This is a genomic window from Capnocytophaga stomatis, assembly GCF_002302635.1.
GTDB lineage: Bacteria > Bacteroidota > Bacteroidia > Flavobacteriales > Flavobacteriaceae > Capnocytophaga > Capnocytophaga stomatis.
Map to the genome: position 1 here is coordinate 516,453 of NZ_CP022387.1, position 23,550 is coordinate 540,002.

General features: G+C 34.6%; 18 protein-coding genes, 1 tRNA gene and 2 CRISPR repeat arrays. Of the genes, 13 read left to right on the plus strand and 6 right to left on the minus strand.

The window, feature by feature from the left end:
* Positions 1-48 precede the first annotated feature (48 nt).
* Entirely contained in the window at positions 49-813 is a 765-nt protein-coding gene (locus CGC58_RS02310; RefSeq protein ID WP_095897073.1) for an MBL fold metallo-hydrolase, read from the minus strand.
* 86 nt (positions 814-899) lie between these two features.
* Between CGC58_RS02310 and CGC58_RS02315 the strand changes: the two genes are divergently transcribed.
* The 7 genes from CGC58_RS02315 (at position 900) to rodA (ending at position 5,577) form a co-directional block, all read left to right on the plus strand.
* Complete coding sequence (locus CGC58_RS02315) at positions 900-2,360, plus strand: nicotinate-nucleotide adenylyltransferase (protein WP_095894948.1); 1,461 nt, start codon at positions 900-902, stop codon at positions 2,358-2,360.
* A gap of 5 nt (positions 2,361-2,365) precedes the next feature.
* On the plus strand, positions 2,366-2,683 hold the full coding sequence (locus CGC58_RS02320; protein ID WP_095894949.1) for a YtxH domain-containing protein: 318 nt from the start codon (positions 2,366-2,368) through the stop codon (positions 2,681-2,683).
* Between the two features lie 63 nt (positions 2,684-2,746).
* A complete protein-coding gene (locus CGC58_RS02325) occupies positions 2,747-3,064 on the plus strand; it encodes a YtxH domain-containing protein (RefSeq protein ID WP_095894950.1) in 318 nt (105 codons plus the stop codon).
* A gap of 47 nt (positions 3,065-3,111) precedes the next feature.
* The gene (locus tag CGC58_RS02330) at positions 3,112-3,438 is read left to right on the plus strand and encodes a YtxH domain-containing protein (protein WP_095894951.1); all 327 of its coding nucleotides are present in this window, start codon (positions 3,112-3,114) and stop codon (positions 3,436-3,438) included.
* Between the two features lie 135 nt (positions 3,439-3,573).
* Positions 3,574-3,948 (plus strand): hypothetical protein, encoded by a 375-nt coding sequence (locus CGC58_RS02335; RefSeq protein ID WP_095894952.1) that lies wholly within the window; start codon positions 3,574-3,576, stop codon positions 3,946-3,948.
* Entirely contained in the window at positions 3,932-4,186 is a 255-nt protein-coding gene (locus tag CGC58_RS02340; protein ID WP_232748857.1) for a DUF6327 family protein, read from the plus strand. Before CGC58_RS02335 ends, CGC58_RS02340 begins: the two co-directional genes overlap by 17 nt.
* A 107-nt stretch (positions 4,187-4,293) precedes the next feature.
* Complete coding sequence (gene rodA / locus CGC58_RS02345) at positions 4,294-5,577, plus strand: rod shape-determining protein RodA (protein WP_095894953.1); 1,284 nt, start codon at positions 4,294-4,296, stop codon at positions 5,575-5,577.
* 104 nt (positions 5,578-5,681) lie between these two features.
* Here rodA and CGC58_RS02350 read toward each other — a convergent pair whose 3' ends face one another.
* From CGC58_RS02350 to CGC58_RS02360, 3 genes are all read right to left on the minus strand, one after another.
* A complete protein-coding gene (locus CGC58_RS02350) occupies positions 5,682-6,845 on the minus strand; it encodes a sigma-54-dependent transcriptional regulator (RefSeq protein WP_095894954.1) in 1,164 nt (387 codons plus the stop codon).
* Between the two features lie 174 nt (positions 6,846-7,019).
* Positions 7,020-7,571: a thioredoxin family protein gene (locus tag CGC58_RS02355; protein ID WP_095894955.1), complete on the minus strand. Its 552-nt coding sequence runs from the start codon at positions 7,569-7,571 to the stop codon at positions 7,020-7,022.
* A gap of 72 nt (positions 7,572-7,643) precedes the next feature.
* On the minus strand, positions 7,644-9,002 hold the full coding sequence (locus CGC58_RS02360; protein ID WP_095894956.1) for a sigma-54-dependent transcriptional regulator: 1,359 nt from the start codon (positions 9,000-9,002) through the stop codon (positions 7,644-7,646).
* 707 nt (positions 9,003-9,709) lie between these two features.
* Between CGC58_RS02360 and guaA the strand changes: the two genes are divergently transcribed.
* From guaA to CGC58_RS02390, 6 genes are all read left to right on the plus strand, one after another.
* Complete coding sequence (gene guaA / locus CGC58_RS02365; RefSeq protein WP_095894957.1) at positions 9,710-11,239, plus strand: glutamine-hydrolyzing GMP synthase; 1,530 nt, start codon at positions 9,710-9,712, stop codon at positions 11,237-11,239.
* Between the two features lie 214 nt (positions 11,240-11,453).
* The gene (locus CGC58_RS02370; protein ID WP_095894958.1) at positions 11,454-13,379 is read left to right on the plus strand and encodes a LysM peptidoglycan-binding domain-containing protein; all 1,926 of its coding nucleotides are present in this window, start codon (positions 11,454-11,456) and stop codon (positions 13,377-13,379) included.
* 117 nt (positions 13,380-13,496) lie between these two features.
* Complete coding sequence (gene rplS, locus CGC58_RS02375) at positions 13,497-13,844, plus strand: 50S ribosomal protein L19 (RefSeq protein ID WP_018278940.1); 348 nt, start codon at positions 13,497-13,499, stop codon at positions 13,842-13,844.
* A gap of 268 nt (positions 13,845-14,112) precedes the next feature.
* Positions 14,113-15,507: an exonuclease domain-containing protein gene (locus CGC58_RS02380; RefSeq protein WP_095894959.1), complete on the plus strand. Its 1,395-nt coding sequence runs from the start codon at positions 14,113-14,115 to the stop codon at positions 15,505-15,507.
* Positions 15,500-16,015 carry a hydrolase gene (locus CGC58_RS02385; protein ID WP_095894960.1) on the plus strand — a complete coding sequence of 172 codons (516 nt, stop codon included), beginning with the start codon at positions 15,500-15,502 and terminating at the stop codon, positions 16,013-16,015. Before CGC58_RS02380 ends, CGC58_RS02385 begins: the two co-directional genes overlap by 8 nt.
* A 214-nt stretch (positions 16,016-16,229) precedes the next feature.
* Positions 16,230-16,314, plus strand: a tRNA-Ser gene (locus CGC58_RS02390).
* Between the two features lie 561 nt (positions 16,315-16,875).
* Here CGC58_RS02390 and CGC58_RS02400 read toward each other — a convergent pair.
* Both CGC58_RS02400 and cas13b read right to left on the minus strand, forming a co-directional pair.
* Positions 16,876-17,127: a hypothetical protein gene (locus CGC58_RS02400; protein ID WP_095894962.1), complete on the minus strand. Its 252-nt coding sequence runs from the start codon at positions 17,125-17,127 to the stop codon at positions 16,876-16,878.
* Between the two features lie 89 nt (positions 17,128-17,216).
* Positions 17,217-17,517: a CRISPR direct-repeat array (repeat unit 36 nt; unit sequence GTTGTGATTACCCTCCAAAATGAGAGCAGTTCCAAC).
* 147 nt (positions 17,518-17,664) lie between these two features.
* A CRISPR array of direct repeats spans positions 17,665-19,811; the repeat unit is 36 nt; unit sequence GTTGTGATTACCCTCCAAAATGAGAGCAGTTCCAAC.
* 58 nt (positions 19,812-19,869) lie between these two features.
* Positions 19,870-23,544, minus strand: a complete 3,675-nt coding sequence (gene cas13b, locus CGC58_RS02405) for a type VI-B CRISPR-associated RNA-guided ribonuclease Cas13b (RefSeq protein ID WP_095894963.1) — start codon at positions 23,542-23,544, stop codon at positions 19,870-19,872.
* Positions 23,545-23,550 lie beyond the last annotated feature (6 nt).

The following is a 23,550-nucleotide window of genomic DNA, read 5'->3' on the forward strand; positions in this document are numbered from 1 at the left end:
TTTTGAAGATAAAGGCAGTAACAACCAAAGTACGACTATGAGATTACGCTATTTAATATCAATCACTAAATTATCATACGCCAAAAAAACGTTGGACGGTAGCTTCTCTGAAACTTCATCGTGAAACCCAAACGTTTGGCTTATGTGGGTAAAAAAAGTCCGCTTAGGTTTTACAATTTCGACAATTTCAAGAGCTTCTTGTAAGTTTAAGTGAGTAGGGTGAACCTGCTCTCGCAAACAATTCAGTACCAAAACATCTAAATCATATAACTTATCCAACTCGTTTTTCTGAATAGTTTTTGCATCGGTAATATAAGCCATATTTTCAATTCGATACCCCAGCACAGGCAACTCTCCGTGCATCACTTGTATAGGTATTATCGTTTTTCCACAAAGGCTAAAACTCTCGCTTTCAATCTCATTGATGATTACTGACGGAGCTCCTAAATAACGATTTTCAGTTCTGAACACGTATTCAAATCTCCTTTCAAGTTCCGAAATTACGCGTGGCAGTGCATAGATGGGCATATCTCCCTGCTGATACACAAAAGGGCGGATATCGTCTATTCCCGCAGTGTGGTCGGCGTGTTCGTGGGTAAACAAAATAGCTTCAAGGTGAGTAACCTTATTTGTGAGCATTTGCTGGCGAAAATCAGGACCACAGTCTATAACGAGGTTTACATTTTCCCAAGAAATCATTGCAGAGGTACGTAAACGCCTGTCTTTCTTATTTTTACTAAACCCTACGGGATGATTACTGCCTATAACTGGAATTCCTTGCGAAGTTCCTGTTCCTAAAAAAGTGATTTTCAAAGTATTTTTTTCGTGCAAAATTATGATTTTATCAGATAAATGCTTATATTTGTGAAAATTTTTTTCTGAAAAACGAATCGTGTACTATGAGCGTCATTATCCAAGGAGATAGAGATATTCCTATTGAAGATGTGCCTTCAACCTTAGCAAAAGCTTTGAGAATCAATCTGAATGAGAACATTTATGGTACCTTTGCCGAAATCGGAGCAGGGCAAGAAACCGTGCGACATTTTTTCAGAGCGGGTGCAGCTTCCGGTACTATTGCCAAAGCGATGAGTGCCTATGACAAGGAAGTAAGTGACGCAGTCTATGGAGTTGAAAAAGACGGCAGATACGTTACTGAAAGCCGACTCAAAAAAATGCTTGATTATGAAATCAAACTAATAGAAACTCGCTTAACCAGAAAAAATCATCCCAATAAAGTGTTTTTTTCGTATGCGAATACCGTAACCACGATTGATTTTTCAAAACGGAAAAAAGGACACGGATGGGTTGGAATACGTTTTCAAACGCAGCCACAAGGCGAATACAATGAAATAATCATTCACATTCGTTTTCATCAAAATGAAGCTCGAGCCCAACAGGAAACTTTGGGTGTTTTGGGAGTGAATTTAATTTATGGGGCTTTTTACAAGACCTCAAAACCTGAAAAGATATTAAAGTATTTATACGACCATATCGACAAGGATTTGATTGAAATTGATATGGTTAATTTCTCTGGCCCTGATTTCAAAGACGTTGATAACAGGTTAATTAGCCTGCAACTTATCAAAAACGGGATGACGGAAGCCGTAATGTTTGGTCCCGATGGGAAAAATATTCTTCCTGCGGAACAACTTTACAAGAAAAATATTCTTACTTTGAGAGGAAGTTTCAGACCTGTAACTAAGGTAAATATGGATATGTACCAAAAATCATTGGAGATGTTTCTCAATGAAAATAAGGTGAACCCGGCACGTACTGAGGTTATTTTTGAAATTACACTTTCCAATCTCATCTCCGGAGGTGAATTGAATGAGCAAGATTTTATGGACAGAGCCAGATTGTTGTGTTCTTTAGGACAGAAAGTACTGATTTCCAACTTTAAAGAATACTATCGCGTAGTTGAGTATTTTTCAAATTATACTCATTCACGAATGGGATTAGCAATGGGAGTAAGTAATTTGATTGCCATTTTTGATGAAAAATATTACCGACATTTGAGCGGCGGAATTCTGGAAGCTTTCGGAAAATTATTCTATCGGGATATAAAAATTTATCTGTTCCCGATGAAAGACCCAAACACCGGAGAAATAATCAACAGCGAGAATTTAAAAGTTCATCCGCGTATGAAGGAATTATACAAATTTTTCAAATTCAACGGAAAAGTCGTGGACATCAAAGACTACGACGAAACGCACCTTAACATCTTTTCAAAAGAAATACTTTCAATGATTGAAAAAGGTGATTCAGGATGGCAAGAATTACTTCCTGAGGGAGTTGCGGAAATCATTATGAAAAAAGAATTATTCGGATATAACCAAAATATTAAACATAAAAATAAGTAAGCGTTATGACAAAAACAGGAAACATTTTATTAGCATTAGTAACAGGTGTTGCTATCGGAACTGGAGTAGGAATTTTGTTCGCTCCCGATAAAGGAGAAGACACTCGCAGAAAAATCAAAGATTCTGTCGATAAAAAAACTTCCAAATTGAAAAAGGAAATGGACAAATTGGCTCGTGAAGTGAAAGGAAAATCTTCCGAAATCAAAGGTTCATTGGAGGAGAACATCGAAAGCTTGTTGGCTAAATCAGAATACAAAACTGATGAAGTTATTAAGCTTTTAGATAAAAAATTGAACGATTTAAAGAAAACGGTTAAATCCTAATTTAGGTTATTAACTTATTTATTTTAACATTATTAAACTATTTAAATTTAAAAAATTAAGATTATGGCAAAAACAGGAAATGTTTTATTGGCGTTAGTAACAGGTGTTGCTATCGGAGCTGGAGCTGGTATTTTATTTGCTCCGAACAAAGGAGAGGAAACTCGTCAAAAAATCAAAGATTCAGTTGATAAAAAAACGTCCAAAATGAAAAAGAAAATGGACAAATTGGCTCGTGAAGTAAAAGGAAAATCTGCCGAAATCAAAGGTTCTTTGGAAGAAAACATTGAAAGTTTATTGGCTAAATCAGAATACAAAACTGATGAAGTTATTAAACTTTTGGACAAAAAATTAAACGATTTAAGAAAAACAGTTAAATCCTAAGGATTAATTTATCACTAAACTATTCAAATTTTAAAAAAATCAAAATTATGGCAAAAACAGGAAATGTTTTATTGGCTTTGGTAACAGGAGCTGTTATCGGAGCTGGGGCTGGTATTTTGTTTGCTCCGGACAAAGGAAAAAATACTCGTAGAAAAATCAAAGATTCTGTTGATGAAACTACATCAAGATTGAAGTACAAAATAGATGCTTTAAGTCAAGAAGTTAGAGAAAAATCTTCAGAATTTAAAGGTACTTTGGAAGATAAAGTTGAGAATTTATTATCTAAATCAAGCCACAAGGCTGAAGATGTTATTACTGTTTTAGAAAAAAAATTAGCTGCTTTAAAGGAAGCAAACGCTAAATTACAGAAATAATTAAATTTTTTTCACAAATTTCACTGATTTTGTTTTAATGTGAGTTTTTGTTATTTCTTGATTCAGAAATATTTATTACTAACTTGCATTTTTACATAATCAGTGGAGCTTTTGTGGAAGATAAAATACATATTTATGTCTAAAAACAGTATTAAAGAAAGCTTCAGAGGAATCTCGGCAAGAGCTGGCGAGGCTTTGGACTCTAACGTATCATATTATAAGTTATTCGCTTTCAGATTTATAGCAAAATCATCGTATGATTTAATTAATATTTTTCTGTTAGGTCTGGTAAGTTTACTTGTACTTTTTTTCTTGTCATTTGCGATGGCTTTTGCCATCGGGAGTTGGTTAGATAGTTTTGCTTTAGGGTTTCTCTCTATGGGAGTTTTTTATGCCTTAGTGGCACTTATTGCATTCCTTTTCAGGAAAAAACTCATCGAAAAACCTTTACTTGGCAGACTTTCAGAAGCTTATTTTAAATCAGATGACGAAGATGATTACGAAGAATAAAAAATATCAATCATTTGAAGAGATTGAAACTGACCTTAAAATCCTGAAACTAAAAAAACAGATAGATGGGCTTTATCTAAAAAACAATGTTTCGGATTTAAAAGATAATCTTTCTGTGAAAAATATTGTTTCAAACACGTTCACAAACATAGGTTTTTCATTTCTGAATCCTAAGAAAAGATGGATGAACCTGATTGTGGATTATGCAATATATTTTTTACTGAGAAGAAAAAGATAATAAATAATAACTTTAAAAATAGTAATTTGATGGTTTGAAGATGAAATATTTTTCAAATCATCAAATTTTCTGTATTATAAACAACGTCTAATTTTTCAATTCAAATAATGAAGCGAAGCCTCATAAAAAATCTAGATTGGTTATCCATTTTGTGCTATTTACTTTTAGTTTGTATTGGTTGGGTTGCCATTTTTTCAACAACTTACAATGAGATTAATACTACATCTCTTTTTGACATCAATCAGTTTTATGGCAAACAATTCCTCTTCATAGGTCTTAGTTTTCTGCTGATTATCTTTATCTTAGCTATTGACCCGAAATTTTACGAAAACTTTTCGATAGTTTTTTATATCGTCAGTCTTGTAATACTTGCAGGTTTGTTCGTATTTGGAAAAGAAACCAACGGTGCAAAATCGTGGTATGCCATAGGTTCCGTAACAATTCAACCAAGTGAATTTGCCAAAGTAGCCACAGCCTTATTTTTTTCCAAATATTTAAGTGATATTCACACCGATATAAGGCAAACTAAAGATTTATTCCGAGCATTATTCATACTAATTTTACCCGCTGTACTAATTTTACTACAACCTGACGTTGGTAGTTTATTGGTTTTCTTTTCGTTAGTCTTTGTTTTGTATCGTGAGGGAATGCCTTCTTACCTGCTCTTTTATCTAAGTATTACGGCTTTAATTTTTGTTGCTACGCTTAAATTCGGAAGTATTTTTGTTATCATTGCGTCTGGGTTATCAATTTGGCTTTATGCTTTTTGGCATAAAAAACGTACTAACAGAATCCCTTTTCAAAATATATTTATCTTATCATTAATATGTTTAACAACCTCATTATCAACAAAACCTATTTTTGATAACGTACTGAAACAACACCATCGAAATAGGTTAAGTTTGTGGCTGCGTTTAGAGCAAGACCCACAGAAAATCAGCCAAATGCGAAGAGATTTCGGATATAACACTTATATGTCCGAATCGGCAATTACCTCCGGAGGAATTTTCGGAAAAGGATTTCTGGAAGGAACTCGAACCAAAGGAAGTTTTGTTCCCGAGCAACATACTGACTACATTTTCACCACTTTAGGAGAAGAATGGGGGCTCATCGGTACTTTAACAGTAATTGTTCTGTTTACTTTTTTACTCTTGCGACTGATATTTCTGGCAGAAAGGCAAAAATCAAGTTTTAGTAGAATTTACGGCTACTGTGTGGCTTCCATATTATTTGTCCATTTTTGCGTAAATGTAGGAATGGTTATTGGGCTGATTCCTACCATTGGCATACCTCTTCCATTTTTTAGTTATGGTGGCTCGGGCTTGTGGGCTTTTACCATTTTATTGTTTATTTTCTTGCGACTTGATGCCAACCGAATTTACAATTGGTAAAACAGAAAATCTTTTTTGTTCAATAAAAAACACACAGAACTTCAAATATAACTGAAATTCTGTGTGTTATAAATAAAAAATCAATTGTTAGAAAATAACTCAAATTATTTTCCTGCAAAGCTTTTCACATCATCTTCGGAAATTTCCTTGCCTCCAAGGATTATCAGACGCTCTACCACATTACGAAGCTCGCGAATATTTCCTGTCCAATCTTGTTTTTGCAACAATTCAATTGCTTTTTTATCAAACTTTTTAGGAGAAATTCCTTGTTCTTCCGAAATTTTTTCAGAAAAATGACTTATCAAAAGAGGAATATCATCACGCCTTTCATTCAAGGAAGGAACTTTTATCAGAATAACAGCAAGCCGATGGTACAAATCTTCTCGAAAACGTCCTTCTGAAATTTCCTTTTTCAAATCCTTGTTAGTGGCAGCAATCACACGAACATCTACATTAATATCCTTATCGCTTCCCACGCGTGAAATCTTATTTTCTTGTAAGGCTCTCAACACTTTAGCTTGTGCGGACAAACTCATATCACCAATTTCATCCAAAAAAATTGTTCCGTTATGAGCCGCCTCAAACTTTCCGGCACGGTCTTTAACAGCTGATGTAAATGCTCCTTTTATATGACCAAACAACTCACTTTCAATTAATTCAGAAGGAATTGCTGCACAATTAACTTCCACCATCGGAGCTCCGGCACGTTCACTTTTTTCGTGTAAAGCGTGTGCCACCAACTCTTTACCCGTTCCGTTTGAGCCAGTTATTAACACACGCGCCTCCGTAGGAGCTACTTTTTCGATAATCTGGCGAATTTGTTGCAAGGCGTCGCTCTCGCCAATCATTTCGTAATTTTTGTTGATTTTCTTTTTCAAACGCTTATTTTCAACAACTAATTCCTTCTTATCCAACGCATTACGGACAGTGTTCAACAAACGATTCAAATCCGGTGGCTTTGATATATAATCATAAGCTCCTAATTTCATTGTATTTACGGCGGTTTCCAAATCTCCGTGTCCTGAAATCATCACAAACGGAATTTCAGGCTTAATTTTCTTCGTGGAAGTAAGGACTTCCATTCCATCCAATTTTGGCATTTTTATATCGCACAAAACCAAATCGTAATCTTCCTTTTTGATTTTTTCCAAGCCTTCTGCCCCATCGGGAGCCTCATCTACTTCGTACTCTTTATTCTCGTCTAATAAAATTTTTTTGAGTACTCTTCGGATAGCCGGTTCATCTTCAATGATTAATATTTTAGGCATATTTTCGTATTATCTATTTTTTGCGAAAGATAAAAAATTTTGACTAAATAAGGAATTAAAAAATTATTTTTTCAGTCGTTTTCTAAATTTTTATCCGCTTAACTAAATCTTTTTTAAAAGAAAAGCCCCGGAACAAATCGTTCAAGGGCTACCTAATTAACTATGAAAAAGTATTTATTCTTTAAATGTTCCTTTAAAATTAGCTTGATACTTTTGGAAATCTTCTTGAGATTTGATATTTTTAAAATCATCTTTAGCAAATAATTTCAAAAATATTTCTATTTCAGTTGGCGAAAAATACCCCCTAAGTGGTTGAAGGAATTCACCTTTCTCATCAAAAAACAGCATTGTTGGGTACGCCTGAATCTGCAAATAACTTGCAAACGGGTGCGATGCATTTCTGCGTTCAGCTCTGGCAGGGTCATATCCTTTATTTTCAAATTTCTGACCTTTGTAATCTACCACTTCGTTTCCTTCTCCATTGAATTTAACCGCGTAGTAATTCTCATTGATGTAATTTACTACATCTTTGTTTTTAAAGGTTTTCTTTTCCAACTGCTGGCAAGGTCCGCACCAAACTGTGTAAACATCCATAAAAATTTTCTTAGGATTCTTTTTCTGAGCTGCAATAGCTTCATTGAAAGTCATCCATTTTATTTCTTGGGCTGACAATAAGTTTACATTTACCAAAACAAAAGCAGCGATTGCAATAATTTTCTTCATCATAATTCTAAAATAGTTAAATAAATTAATATTCTCCCTCCATCAAAAATAATGCCACAATATAAATTTATAAAATTACAAATCTATATCGTAGGCTTTAAGCTTGTTATAGAGCGTTTTACGAGTTATATTTAATAGTTTTGCGGCTTCTGTTTTGTTATTTTGTGACTCTTTTAAGGCACTTATGATTAGTTCCTTTTCATTATCCTTAGTCGAATAAGATATTTTTTCGGCAATGACATTATGTGTTTCCGAAACTATTTCTTCTGGCAAATCATCCTCTGTAATGTAGTTCCCTTGAGCCAATAACGTAGCTCTTTTTATCACGTTAGAAAGCTCTCGCAAATTTCCGTTCCAAGGGTACAAAAGCATTCTTTGCACTGCTTTTTCAGAAAAACCATAGATTTGCTTACGTAATTTTTGATTCGCAACCTCCAGAAAATGAGATGCAAAAATCATCAAATCATCTTTACGCTCTTGCAAAGACGGCACTTTTATGGAAAATTCATTCAAACGATGGTATAAATCCTCTCGGAATTGCCCTTTTTCGACAGCTGTAAGTAAATCTTCATTGGTTGCCGCCAAAACTCTTATATCTACCTCAATTTCTTTAGAACTTCCTATCGGTTTTATTCTTCTTTCTTGCAGAGCCCTAAGTAGTTGTATTTGATTCTCGTAGCTCAAATTTCCCACTTCGTCCAGAAAAATCGTTCCTCCGTTAGCTTCCTCGAAATGTCCTTTTTTGTCGCTAATTGCCCCTGTAAATGAACCTTTTATATGTCCGAAAAATTCACTTGATGCAATTTCCTTAGGAATAGCTCCGCAATCCACTGCGATGAAAGGTTTGTTGGCTCTTTCACTTTTAAGATGAATTGACTTTGCGACCACTTCTTTCCCCGTGCCACTTTCTCCCGTGATTAAAACTGACATATCAGTAGGAGCAACCAAACTGATAAATTCATTCAATTTCTTCGACGCAAGGCTGACACCTTCCACGAAAGAAGTGTCTTTTTCAGGTAATTTCAATTCTTTCTCCTCTCTTACTCTTGGCAAAGAAGGAGTTATGATTTTTGGAGATTTTGATTTGTCTGCATTTTTGATTACATTCAGTACGTCTTCTTGCTGAAAAGGTTTTGATATATAGTCAAATGCTCCTAATTTCATTGCTTCAACGGCTGTGGAAACCTCGGCGTAACCCGTCATTACAATCACAGGAATTTCAGGATATGAGGCTTTGATTTCCTTAAGTAAAATGATTCCATCGCCATCGGGAAGACGCAAATCCGTGAAAACCATTTTTGTAAAAGGACTTATTTTTTTCTTGGCTTCTTCTAAAGTACCGCACTCTTCTACTCTGTATCCGTTTCGTTCCAAAAAACGAGTTAACATTTTTGCAAACGTAATATCATCCTCTACCAAAAGAATAGGATTCATACTCATCAATTTTTTTAATGTGAAAAATTTGCTATAAGTTTTCGATTGGAGGCAAATATACAAATTTCAAAATAAAAAGTATGTTAAAACGAAAAAGACTTTTTCTCACGAAAAAGTCCTTTTTCACAATGCATATAAATACTACTACTAACTCCAAATTTATTTATTTTCAATCATTTAACTATTCAAAAAAGTAAGTTTTTTTCATAAAATTTTGTCTCAATGACTTTTGAATAGTTTAATAAATGATTTTACCTAAAGTAATTGTTTTTCGATAATCTTTGATTAATGAGTAATCTCATCTAAACAATGTTTCTTATAGCAATTTGTAATTTAGTTTTATAATTTTTTGTTGTAACCTATCATTTATCATCTCAAAGTTACGCTCTCATCATAGAAAATAGTGTGCCATTTTGAAGACATCTCAATAAAAACAAACTAAAACACTGATAATCAACATAAAATAAAAATATTTATTTATTAAAAAAAATTTACACACTGTGTAATAAAGTGTGTAAAACGATTTTAAATGTATAAACTTTACACACTTCAGATATACAATACTCCCTTTCTTGTTCAAATCTATCACGTTTGCTACAAAAAGACATCTTACAAATAAATGGTCTGATATTACCATAATTCAACATTAATTCATAATTTTGCCGATGTTTTTATTCAACTACAATTAACAGACAACCCATAATTCAATGAATAATAGTATTTTAATTTTAGATTTTGGTTCGCAATACACACAATTAATTGCACGAAGAGTCAGAGAACTTAATATCTTCTGCGAAATTCATCCTTTTAATCATTTACCTGAAAACTTAGATGAATTTTCAGCTGTAATTCTTTCAGGTTCACCTTATTCGGTACGAGGAGAAGACACCCTTCATCCTGATTTATCACAAATTAAAGGAAAGAAACCTGTTTTGGCGGTTTGCTACGGTGCACAATATTTGGCACATTTTAACGGCGGAAATGTAACTCCTTCAAAAATACGCGAGTACGGGCGTGCCAATTTATCTTTCATTGAAAAGAACGAACCTCTTTTTGACGGAATTTCACAAGGAAGCCAAGTTTGGATGAGTCACAGCGACACAATCAAAGAACTTCCTACCGGTGGAATTTGCTTAGCAAGTACTTCTGACGTAAAAAATGCAGCCTATCGTATTGAAGGCGAGGACACTTACGCAATTCAGTTTCATCCTGAAGTTTCGCATTCCATTGACGGAAAAAAACTCTTGGAAAATTTTTTAATTAAAATTGCAAAAGTAAAACCTACTTGGACTTCGGATAATTTCGTGGAAATGACTATTCAGTCTTTAAAAGAGCAAGTTGGCAACGAAAAAGTTGTTTTAGGACTTTCGGGAGGTGTGGACTCGACTGTGGCTGCCGTTTTACTAAATAAAGCAATTGGAAATCAGCTACATTGCATCTTTGTAAATAATGGTTTACTTCGCAAAAATGAATTCCAAAATGTTTTGAAACAATACGAGGGTATGGGATTAAACGTAAAAGGAGTTGATGCTTCGGAGCGTTTTTTAAATGCCTTAGCCGGAAAATCCGACCCAGAAGAAAAACGAAAAACAATCGGACGAGTATTCATTGAAGTATTTGATGATGAAGCACATAAAATAGAAGACGCTAAATGGTTAGGACAAGGAACTATTTATCCTGATGTAATTGAATCACTATCGGTAAAAGGTCCTTCTGCAACCATCAAATCTCACCACAACGTTGGCGGACTTCCTGATTTTATGAAACTTAAGGTAGTTGAACCTTTACGTATGCTTTTCAAAGATGAAGTTCGTCGTGTGGGAAGAGCTCTTGGCATAGATGATGAATTGTTGGGCAGACATCCTTTCCCAGGACCAGGATTGGCAATTCGTATTTTGGGAGATATTACAGCCGAAAAAGTAAGCGTTTTACAAGAAGTTGATGCTATATTTATCAACGGACTTAAAGAACACGGATTGTACGACAAAGTATGGCAAGCAGGAGCTATCTTACTACCTATCAACAGTGTAGGAGTAATGGGAGATGAGCGTACGTACGAAAAAGTAGTTGCTTTACGTGCCGTAGAAAGCGTTGATGGAATGACTGCCGATTGGGTTGATTTGCCATATAAATTCTTACAAAAAATCTCGAACGAAATTATAAACAAGGTAAAAGGCGTAAACCGAGTAGTTTACGACATAAGCTCAAAGCCACCAGCCACAATTGAATGGGAATAAGCAATTTATAATTAAAAGTGAAGAAAAAGAAACAGTGTTTTTATTCTTCACTTTTCTTTTTTCTTCAAATGAATTTCAACTTCAAAAAACTTAAAAATATGCTATTTTTTTAGGTTAATATCTTTATTTCTAATTAATATAGTATATTTGTGGTTTGGATTACTTAATTTTCCAAATTAAAAATAATACGTAAAAAATTAATTATAAACTCTTTATGAAGAATTTATTTATATTAGGATTTATTTTTTCATTCGGGATAGGATTTGCTCAGCAACAAACTCACAATGTGAAAGAAAACGAAAACATTGAAAGTATTGCAAAAACGTACCGTGTTTCGCCTTCTGACATCATCAAGAAAAATCCGGAACTGAAAAACGGCTTAAAAAAGGATATGGTCATTTACATTCCTTCCGGAAAAGTAAAATATTACAGCACTCAAAAACCTTTGGGATTCAAATCGCATAAAGTAGAAGCAAAAGAAACTTTTTTCGGTTTGTCACAAAAATATGGTATTTCAATTGACGACCTAAAACGCTATAACTTTGACCTTTACGGCAGAGGTTTGTTGGAGGGAGAAACTATCTCTATTCCTGTTTTTGAGAAAGCTTCCGTAATGATTCAGAAAGGAATTCAGGGGCAAAGAAAGTATGTGGTTAAGCCACAGGAAACTCTTTGGAGAATCTCAAAAAATCATAACATAAGCCAAGATGAACTTGAAAAAATGAATCCCGGAGTGACTGCTGAAAACCTCCGTGAAGGACAAGAAATTTGGGTTCCTGCGTCAGAAACACACACTCCTTCCCTACCGAAAAACACTAACAGTCAAGACCTTGTTCTTTACTCTGTTGAAAAAGCGGAAGGTTTTTACAGTTTGGAACGCAAATTCGGAATTTCCGAAGCTGAAATTATTAAACTGAATCCTGAACTGAAAGACGGGCTGAAATCCGACTCACAAATTTGGATTCCGAGAGAAAATTTTGAACGATACAAACAAGGGGAAGTCATCGCGGTGGAAAATCAACTCTTTGAAGATTCTACTCAAAAAATGCTTTCCATTGCATCTGCTGAAAATGTGAAAGAAATTTCATTTATTTTGCCTTTCAGAATTTCCGATATAGTTGGCGAAACTGACAAAATGGCTACCTTGAAAGGGCGTTTGAGCGACAACAGAGTAACTCCCATTGCTACGGATTTTTATTCGGGAGCGTTGATTGCCATTGATTCATTGCAAAAAAAGGGATATAAATTCCGTGTAAATGTGTTTGATAGCGAAAAAACAGAAAAAGAAATACAAAGAATGGCTTCAAATGAAAACATCCAAAAATCGCAAGTGATTATCGGACCTTTCTCTGCCAGATCTTTCAACGCAATTTCAGCTTCAATTTCAAATCCGAATGTGGCTATTTTGGCACCGCTCTCCAACAAAAACATCGAACTGAAACCAAATGTTTACCAAACATTGCCTACGGAAAGTGTTCAGCAAAGTAAAATGATACAATTTATCTCGCAAAAATATGCCAATGCAAACATTTTGATTTTAGCAGATGTAAATAATACTTCCGTTCGTGAGAAATTAGAACAAAGTTTCCCGAATGCCAAAGTAGTTACTGAAATTACTGTAAATTCGGTTCCGAATGCGTTGGATTATTCTCGCGAAAATGTTGCTATTGTTCAATCTAACGAAATTGGCTTCGTTTCCAATGCAGTACGAGTTTTACATAATGTGATGCAGAGCAAAAAGGATAACGTTTCTCCTAAAATTATTTTGATGACAACTGACAGAGGAAGTGTTTATGATTCCAGTAGCCTATCTAACAATCAGTTATCTGACTTGCAATTCACATTTCCTACGTTCAACAAATATTCGGACGGGAATGATAGTTTTTCAAAAAGATATTTAAAAACATACGGAATTTTACCAAATAAATATGCTGTTCGAGGCTTCGACATTACTATGGATACCATTCTGAGATTGGGAGTTACGGGTAATTTTAACGACTCAAACAATCAATTGGGCGAAACTTCTTTCCTTGAAAACAAATTTGCATATTTAAGAAATCCTTACCGAGGTGGAGGATATGAAAATCAAGGAGTTTATATCGTTAAATACGAAAATATGGAAATTAAAGAAGTTAAATAAGTAAGAAAACTTGTTTTTTCAAAAATAATATCTAAATTTGCACCCGATTTGGAGTAACCTCTGGCGAAAGACGTGATATGTTGCCCAATGTTAACTATATAATATTTTTATTTTTTTATGGAATCTTTATTAAAGTACGTACAGGATAACTTTGTAGCAAAAAAAGATTTTCCTGAATTTTCAACAGGAGACACTATTACAGTGTATTATGAGATTAAAGAGGGAGACAAAAAACGTACACAGTTTTTTAAAGGAGTTGTAATTCAACGCAAAGGAAGTGGAGCGACTGAAACATTTACTATCCGAAAAATGTCAGGAACGGTTGGTGTTGAGCGTATCTTCCCTTTCAATATGCCTGCTCTTCAAAAAATTGAAGTTAACAAAAGAGGAAAAGTTAGACGTGCAAGAATCTACTATTTCAGAGGGCTTACCGGTAAAAAAGCTCGTATCAAAGAGATTCGATAATACAATCCGAAATAAAGCACAAAAGAGCGAGATAATCTTGCTCTTTTTTTTATTTAAAATTTCTATTTTGCCAATTTCCTGAATATTAAAATAGTAAATTGGCACGAAAGAGAGATTTCACATATCAATTCTTCAATCAGAAATTTCAAAATCATTTTACTTCCCACAATTTTTAAGATTTTTTACTTATATTTGCACGTATTTTTGCGGTTGAACATCTAATTTATGCGTTCTACCCTATAATTCTCAGAAAAATCTTCACAAATTTTTGTACGCAATTCTGGACATAGAAACCACTGGAGGGAAATACAACGAAGAAGGCATTATGGAAATTGCCATTTATCGTTATGACGGTCACGAAGTGGTTGATCAATTCATCTCCTTAGTTAATCCTGAAAGAGAAATACAGCCTTTTGTAACAAAACTAACAGGAATTAATAATAAAATGTTGCGAAATGCACCAAAATTTTATGAAATTGCCAAAAGAATTGTTGAAATTACAGAAAACTGCATCATTGTAGCACACAATGCAAGTTTCGATTATCGCGTGTTGCAAACTGAATTTCGCAGATTAGGATATGAATTCTCTCGAACTTCTTTATGCACGGTAGAACTCGCCCAGCAACTCATCCCCGGAAAAGAATCTTATAGCTTAGGAAAACTATCCCGTTCATTGGGAATTCCTGTAAGTGAGCAACATAGAGCTTCAGGAGATGCCTTGGCTACGGTGAAACTTTTTAAATATCTTCTTGAAAAAGATTCAAAAAAGAATATCATAACCACCTCATTACGAAATGATTCACAACAGGAAATGACTTCAAGACATATCCGAATTATAGATGAGCTGCCTGAACGTGTTGGGGTTTATTATATGCACAATAAGGAAGGAAAAATCATTTATATCGGAAGGCATAAAAACATAAAAAAGCGTATAAATCAGTTATTTACCTCCCCAACGAAAAGAAATCAGTTTCTACAAAGGAACACCTATTCAGTAACATACGAAGAAACTGGAAATGAGTTAATTGCAAAACTAAAAGAAATTGAGGAAGTTCGGCAAAATAACCCAAAATTCAATCGGGGAAACAAATATAAAACAAACAATATCAATTATATACTAACAACGCATTTCAACAAAGCAGGTTATCTCTGTTTTTCAACGAAATTAATTGAAGCTAATGATAATTTCATCACCACTTTTGAAACACAACATCAGGCTCAAAACTTTCTGTATCAGATTACTGAAGAATTTCAGTTATGCCCTAAATTTCAAAACCTTTCACAAGCACGAAAAAATTGCCATAACTACACTATAGGAAAATGCCTTGGAGCTTGCTTGGAGCTTGAACCCGTTGAACAGTACAACGAAAGGGCTTCGAACGTTTTAAAAAAGTACGGATTTGTAAATCAGAATGTTGCGATTATTGACAAAGGCAGAAATACCAGTGGAAAAAGTATTATTCTCATAACTGATGGAAACATCAAAGGATATGGGTTTTTCAACTTGAATTATCAGCTTTTACAATTGGAAATCATTGAAAACCTGATAACTCCCCTACCCAACTCCCTGATGAACAGGCATATTTTACACTCCTACCTCAGAAATCATAACGTTTTGAAAATCATAAACCTTAAAGAACAAAAATCTTTCAACAATGAATAAAAATATTTTTATTGTACTTTTTGTAATTTCAGCGATTTTAAACATCTTTTTATTTACAACTAAAGAAAAAAACGCCATTGAATTACCCAAAAAAATAGAAAATTACTCAGAAAAATCTTTTTCTGCAAATGAAAAGGAAATTCTGATTGATTCCATCCGAAAATTAGCCATAGAAAGGAGTGAATTAAAGTATTTCAATCTTGAAGACAATAACTATGCTTTGGATTATTTTGCAAAAATGGGAATAAAAAGTCCGACAGAATTGATAACCTCAGCAATTTTGAAGACAAATGCTGGTAAAAAACAACATACTTTGGTTCGTTTTGAATCCAAAAATGGTTCATTTCAAATCAATAAAATCAAAATTTTAAATAACAAGTGGATTATTTGTGATTTTTCTGATGGTGAAAATTGGGGAGAATTGTTGTTAAAATATCACATCAACGATGATAAAAAAATTGAATTTACCGTAATTGATGATTTAATTTATCCTGAGGTAAGCGAATAATTTTTCAAAAATAGGATATTTTTCTGTCTTTAATATGGTTGTTTTTGAAAAGAAATTAATCAAAAAACATATTAAACATTCATTTTATCTGACTGATTGACAATTTTTTGTATATAAAATGCAAAGAAATAGGTAAAAAAAACTAAAAATAATTTGCGAATATTAAAAATTGTTGTACATTTGCAACCGCATAAGTGAAACAACAAGTGCAATCGGAGAGATGGCAGAGCGGTCGAATGCGGCGGTCTTGAAAACCGTTGACTGTAACAGGTCCGGGGGTTCGAATCCCTCTCTCTCCGCAGTAAAGGGTGTAAATCAAGTAGTTACGAGATTTACACCCTTTTTTACACCCAAAAATATCGAATGATTTTTATTCCTTCCTCACATTCTTCATATTTTTTCCCAGATTTATGGTTTTAAATTTTCAGATTGGCTCAGAACTAAGCTTTTGAGTTGGAAACCTCAATTCACACTTCACACAAAACACTAAAAATCAAATAATTAAAAATAAAATTCTTATTAATTTCCGCACGTGTTGTCCCAATAATATAAATTCAAAAACATAATTTGTAACACTTTTCACACAAAAACAGAAAAATAAAAACCTCCCGATGAAGTACATCGGGAGGTTTTGCGTTAAATAAAATGTTGTGATTACCCTTCAAATGCTTGCATTCATAAGTTCCTTTGAAAAAACAAATAAAATTTCACGAATAAAATGAGAGCAGTTCCAACACAGAGGTAACCTTGTAACCTTGACCACTTGTTGTGATTACCCTCCAAAATGAGAGCAGTTCCAACGTTAGCTTCTGTAGAAGCACAGATTAGAAAGTTGTGATTACCCTCCAAATGCTGTGCATTCATGAGTTCCTTTGAAAAACAAATAAAAAACTCACGAATAAAATGAGAGCAGTTCCAACTGCGAACACGTACATCATACCCCCATTGGTCGTTGTGATTACCCTCCAAAATGAGAGCAGTTCCAACCTCAATTGATGCTCGTTATTTTGGAGCGAAGTTGTGATTACCCTCCAAAATGAGAGCAGTTCCAACATAAAATATTTGATTATCTTTATGATTAATGTTGTGATTACCCTCCAAATGCTTTGCATTCATGAGTTCCTTTGAAAAACAAATAAAACTTCACGAATAAAATGAGAGCAGTTCCAACTTTCCTGTGCGAGGGCAATTTGTAACGCCAGTTGTGATTACCCTCCAAAATGAGAGCAGTTCCAACAAAATGAGTTTTATGCTGAATTAGGACATTGTTGTGATTACCCTCCAAAATGAGAGCAGTTCCAACACAATCACGTAGCTTCTCTAGTAGCTAGTTGTTGTGATTACCCTCCAAAATGAGAGCAGTTCCAACATGCTGGTTTAATTACTATTACTAATTATAGTTGTGATTACCCTCCAAAATGAGAGCAGTTCCAACTTGTTGGCAGAAAACGAACAAATCAAGACGGTTGTGATTACCCTCCAAAATGAGAGCAGTTCCAACGCAAATGGCTTAAAGACTACGAAGAGGAGAGTTGTGATTACCCTCCAAATGCTGTGCATTCATGAGTTCCTTTAAAAAACAAATGAAAACTCACGAATAAAATGAGAGCAGTTCCAACTGAATGATATACTGACTGTGAATGAAAGTAGTTGTGATTACCCTCCAAAATGAGAGCAGTTCCAACCCAAAGAAATATCAATGTTGCAAAGGTCGGGTTGTGATTACCCTCCAAAATGAGAGCAGTTCCAACGTCATACCTCTACCTTTGCTTACTCTATCCGTTGTGATTACCCTCCAAAATGAGAGCAGTTCCAACGTATGAAGAAAATCCTTTTATGGTAGAACTGTTGTGATTACCCTCCAAAATGAGAGCAGTTCCAACAATTTTTTGTTCCTTTAGAGATAGAAAAAGGTTGTGATTACCCTCCAAAATGAGAGCAGTTCCAACAACAATTTGTACAAGAACATACAGGGCTTTGTTGTGATTACCCTCCAAAATGAGAGCAGTTCCAACAGTAGAAAGAAAAAGTCCGACAGATTTGAAGTTGTGATTACCCTCCAAAATGAGAGCAGTTCCAACTAAAATTCTTTCTTCTTCACTCATATCAGTGTTGTGATTACCCTCCAAAATGAGAGCAGTTCCAACGAAGAAATGCTTGGTTTGTAAAAAACTCTAGTTGTGATTACCCTCCAAAATGAGAGCAGTTCCAACTTCTTCGGTAAGTGGTTTAAAGTTGTCAAGTTGTGATTACCCTCCAAAATGAGAGCAGTTCCAACGGCAGCGGTTTGGGTATCAGCCGCCTGGGCGTTGTGATTACCCTCCAAAATGAGAGCAGTTCCAACCTAATTCGTTTTTTTTTCAAAAATAAAATAGTTGTGATTACCCTCCAAAATGAGAGCAGTTCCAACCAGAAGCTAAGAGTCTAAGAAGTGTTATTGGTTGTGATTACCCTCCAAAATGAGAGCAGTTCCAACGGGGCTGATGATGTGTTAGATAAAAAAATTGTTGTGATTACCCTCCAAAATGAGAGCAGTTCCAACTCGAGTGCTGTAATGGTGGTATGTCCTGTGGTTGTGATTACCCTCCAAAATGAGAGCAGTTCCAACTTAAAGACTTTTTTAATCTTTTCGATTTCTGTTGTGATTACCCTCCAAAATGAGAGCAGTTCCAACCGATTTTGGCTTTTAGTTCCTTGTTTTTTAGTTGTGATTACCCTCCAAAATGAGAGCAGTTCCAACCATTGAGCGGATTTTCTCAAACGAATCCTTGTTGTGATTACCCTCCAAAATGAGAGCAGTTCCAACCTTGTCTTGTTCGTTCCAATCGACTGTATTGTTGTGATTACCCTCCAAAATGAGAGCAGTTCCAACATATATTCTGTTTTTCCGCCGTAATGTCTTGTTGTGATTACCCTCCAAAATGAGAGCAGTTCCAACTTTCTTTCGGATATAACGAAATAGCCATTAGTTGTGATTACCCTCCAAAATGAGAGCAGTTCCAACTTTTTCATCTCTTGAACAAAGGTCTTTTCTGTTGTGATTACCCTCCAAAATGAGAGCAGTTCCAACCTTTCTGCCATCGAAACTATGGGTTTCGGTGTTGTGATTACCCTCCAAAATGAGAGCAGTTCCAACTCGATAAAGCTTCGTTAAATTTATTGTAATGTTGTGATTACCCTCCAAAATGAGAGCAGTTCCAACATTGGCTTTCGCGTACAATGAGCTTTGCTCGTTGTGATTACCCTCCAAAATGAGAGCAGTTCCAACTAGACTACACAAGAGACCCAATCAAATCTAGTTGTGATTACCCTCCAAAATGAGAGCAGTTCCAACACATCACACGAACGATTGTTTAATTTTTTGGTTGTGATTACCCTCCAAAATGAGAGCAGTTCCAACATCTGCATTAGTGATGTATCACTCGCCTTTGTTGTGATTACCCTCCAAAATGAGAGCAGTTCCAACGAGTACACCTGCAACGGCTAAACCATTAGAGTTGTGATTACCCTCCAAAATGAGAGCAGTTCCAACTATTTGTTTTGTGGTGCAAAAGTAGTGCTAGTTGTGATTACCCTCCAAAATGAGAGCAGTTCCAACATCTGGGCTTATATATTATTCCGACACCTTGTTGTGATTACCCTCCAAAATGAGAGCAGTTCCAACTACCACAAGAGGCATATTACTCAATTATGGGTTGTGATTACCCTCCAAAATGAGAGCAGTTCCAACGTTAGGCACTTTTGCATCCTTTACAGTTACGTTGTGATTACCCTCCAAAATGAGAGCAGTTCCAACCTCAATGCCAAAAAATGAGTGTATAAAACTGTCTATCAGGAGTGTAATATCCTATATTTTACTTTATCAGTGCTTCTTTTTCCCTTTTAAATATCTCGGAAAAGTACTCGGCATAGGTTTTTTCTTTTTCTATTTTGCCGTATTTTTCTTGACAATAGTCCCAAAATTCTCTTTTAGGCAACTGATTGTGTGCAAATTTATTACGAATATAGGTTAAAACAAAAGCTTTTTGTTCTAAATCGGTTGCTTCTTGTTTTAGTTGGTTAATGTTCACATCTTCAGGTTCAGTATTTAAGTTGAATACCTTATAGCTCTCCACATCTTCATTTTTAAGTTGCTTTAAAAGTCCGTTGAGAATATAGTACTTGAAATTTTGATTATCCCCTTTTTTTAATATTTCCTTATCTTTTACCTTTTCCAAAATATACTCCTCTATAAGATGGACTTCCTTCAGCAGTTCTTCCCTTCTCACTTTTTCATATTGTTCTATTTCTCTTTCTACTACATACGGATAATTTTCCTCTTCCTTACTCTCTTTGATTAGAAACGCCTGCCATTCTATATTTTCCTCATATTTTAAGAAAGCTTGAACCCTTTGGTCGTATTCATATTTTATGAAATCTCCTACATTTTTTAGCTTTACATTTTCTACCGTAATTTTTCCGTCACACAAGTTTAAATTAACGGTTTTGTTCCAAATATAGTTGGTATTTCGCTCACCCGTTTGCTTGGCTTTTTCCTGATTTTCTAAGCGTTCCTCTCGAGATTGATACAAATCTTCTAATGAAAACTGGTCAATACTATCCTGCTTGAATACCGATTTGAAAATATGTTTTGCCATCAAAAGTGTAAACACATCGTTTTTCTTTTGTTGGTAGATTTTGGTTTTTCGTTTTCGGTCTGCTTGGTTTTTTTCCAATTCTACAAGCGGATATTGTTTCGCATTATAAAATGTCTGAAAATTCTGATATTCCTTGTAATACCTGAACCAATCGGCAAAAAGAGCTTCATTTCCTTTAAAAGTTTTTCCTTTAATTATCGTAGGCTTTTCATCCATAAATCCTCTTTCTAAAAAAATCGGATATCCCAATATGGACTGAACCTGAGCGTCTAAGCCTTTGTGAGTATAATTTTGTTTTTTCAAAAATTTAAAACACTCATTTTCTACCTTTTTGAAGACTTTATTTTCGGATTTAAAGTTTTCGGCTTGTTGCACCAACCCACTGATGTATTCCAACCGTTTATCTAAATAACGAGTGTAAAATTGGTACAAATATTTTTGTTGAAAATATCCTCCCAACTTAAAAGGAAAATGCTGAAATACTTTTTCAGGCAAAAGATTTTTCAACTCCTCTTTACATTGCTCATAATACGCCAACGATTTTTGTAACAAGCTGTGCTGCTCCCCTTTCCATTCGTTTTTGAAATCGGTAGGCATAAAGCGTTTGATGTCATTCGCCAACCAAACCGCTACTTTCCCTTTTTCCTGATAATAAAGAATTTCTTTTCGTGTAGGAGCTTCAGGGTACTTTCGTTTAAGGTTATCTTTTAAATATTGTTTATGATTTCTATCTCTGACTTTATTTATCTCCCTATTTTTATCTTGATAAGCAATACATTCTTTATATTCTTTTTCACGAGCCGTTTGTTCGTCTTTTAATTTTTGTAGAATGTTTTGCTCTTGCTTCAAATCTTTTATCAATTTGTCTTTATCGATAGCAGTAGAATTTCCGTCTTGATAAGGTTTTAATATCTTGGCGTGGGTGTCTTTATCTATGATTTGCTGAATTTGAACTTGAATTTTTCCTACGATTTTCTCTTCTAACTCTTTTCCAATTTCCTTTCTTAATTTTTTTTCACCTTCCTTTTCTAACCTCTCTTTCTTTTCCTCCCATTTATCGAAAAACTCATACAGAATGGAATGGATGTCATTCATACTCAGATAAGCCGTGGGTTGCCCACCAAAAACAATAATTTCTTCTTGATTATTTCCATTGATTGGCACTATTTCTTCTATAATGTTCTGAATAGACGGCTTGCTGGCTTTTCTTTGCTTGAGCTGATGGGCTTTTACGGCTTTATTTATTTCTGAAATGTATTGTTGGTTGAGCAATTTCACTTTTATCCCTATCTTCCCTGCGGTAGGCTGTTTCTCTCTGTCCAAAATACTACCTGCGATAGGAAAATCTTTATCATTAACGGAAATATTTTCCTTAGGAAAATCATAATTGGGGTTAGGAAAAATTTCCCAATAGTGTTCTCTATCTTCGTTGGTTTCGGTATTTTTTATAAACAATGCTTTTTTATGTTCCAATTCCGAAAGCCTGCCGAAAACGGTGATTTTTTCTTTTATTCTTCGGTCGGAAATCAGATTTTCCTTAGGGCGAGAATCGTGAAGATAATTCCCTAAATGCACCTGAAAACGAAGCGTAGGGAACTGAGCAAACTCATCTAAAAAACGAATGGCAAAATAATTGAATTTGTCTTCGTAACGCTTGCGAATCACTGGGTGAATTACCTGCTCTTCTTCCATTGTCCCTACATCGCCATTGTTTTCTTTTAGGTATTCGTTCCAATCTTCGATGAAAGTTTTTTGTACATCTTCGCTCAAATTCTGATAGACCACATCGGGTACTTTGCTCAATTCATCGAGCATCTGCATCATTAGAGTTTCTTTAGCATAAACGAAAAGCTGTTCAGCATTTTCTGCCTTACCATAGTTGATTTCAGCAGTTCGCACTTTTCGCTTCAATTTTTTGTAAGCCAAATGCGAGAAAATTTCGTGCGTAGCCATAAAACAAATGCTGTTTTTTCTATGGCTCACCGTTGCTTCAGATACCGTTGCTTCATCAATAACCGTAGCCTTAAACCCTGCTATTTTAGATTTGAATGCGTGTACTTCTTGTTTGGAGAGAAACAAAGAAAGCAGGAAGACCACTCCGTTTTTCGAAATTGGAATTTTCAAATCCCCCTCTTCTTGCTGAGGGTAACTTTCGGTATTGTACTTTGTTTTGCTCGATTCTTTTAGGCTATCTTTTTTCTTATCGATATAAACATCAAAAGCGTCATTGTAAATCGCTGCTATTAAATCATCCCTTTTGTCACTGTATTCGAATGGAGCTACCAATTTTTTCTCTCCTCTTTCTCTTTGATTTCTACGCTTCTCCTCTATTTTTCTTGCTGTGTCTCTTAGATATTCTAATTTCTTTTGGCATAAAATATCCAATTGTTTTTCTATGCTTTTTTTCAGGATTTCTTTTGTTTTATCGGTTTTTACTTTTTTCTTTTTTACCGTTAAAACCGTGCTTTTCAGCATCTCATCCAATACGCCAAATATTTCATCTGTAATTTCTACCTCTCCGTGTTCCTTATGCGTATAAAAGTTTCTTAAATCTCTTACCGCTTTTATAATGCCTTTAAAATTCTTTTTAAAATTTTCTTTTCGTTCTTTTATAGGAGCTTCTTTTTTATCCAAAAGACGAGCCATAGGGAAATAATCCGAAAGCAATTTCACATACCTTTCGTATTCCACCAATGAAATATTTTCCTTAAAAATAGCATCAAAAAAATTCTCCCAAGTGTACTCTTTACCTTTTAATCTTTTTCCCAGCTCTCTAAATACACTATCTATATTTTCCATTGCTACATTGAGATAACCCGAAAAATACGATTTATCTTGTGGTTTAAAAGGGTTGTAATAAATATTATTCCCCAAAGATGTTTTGTTTTCCATAGTTAG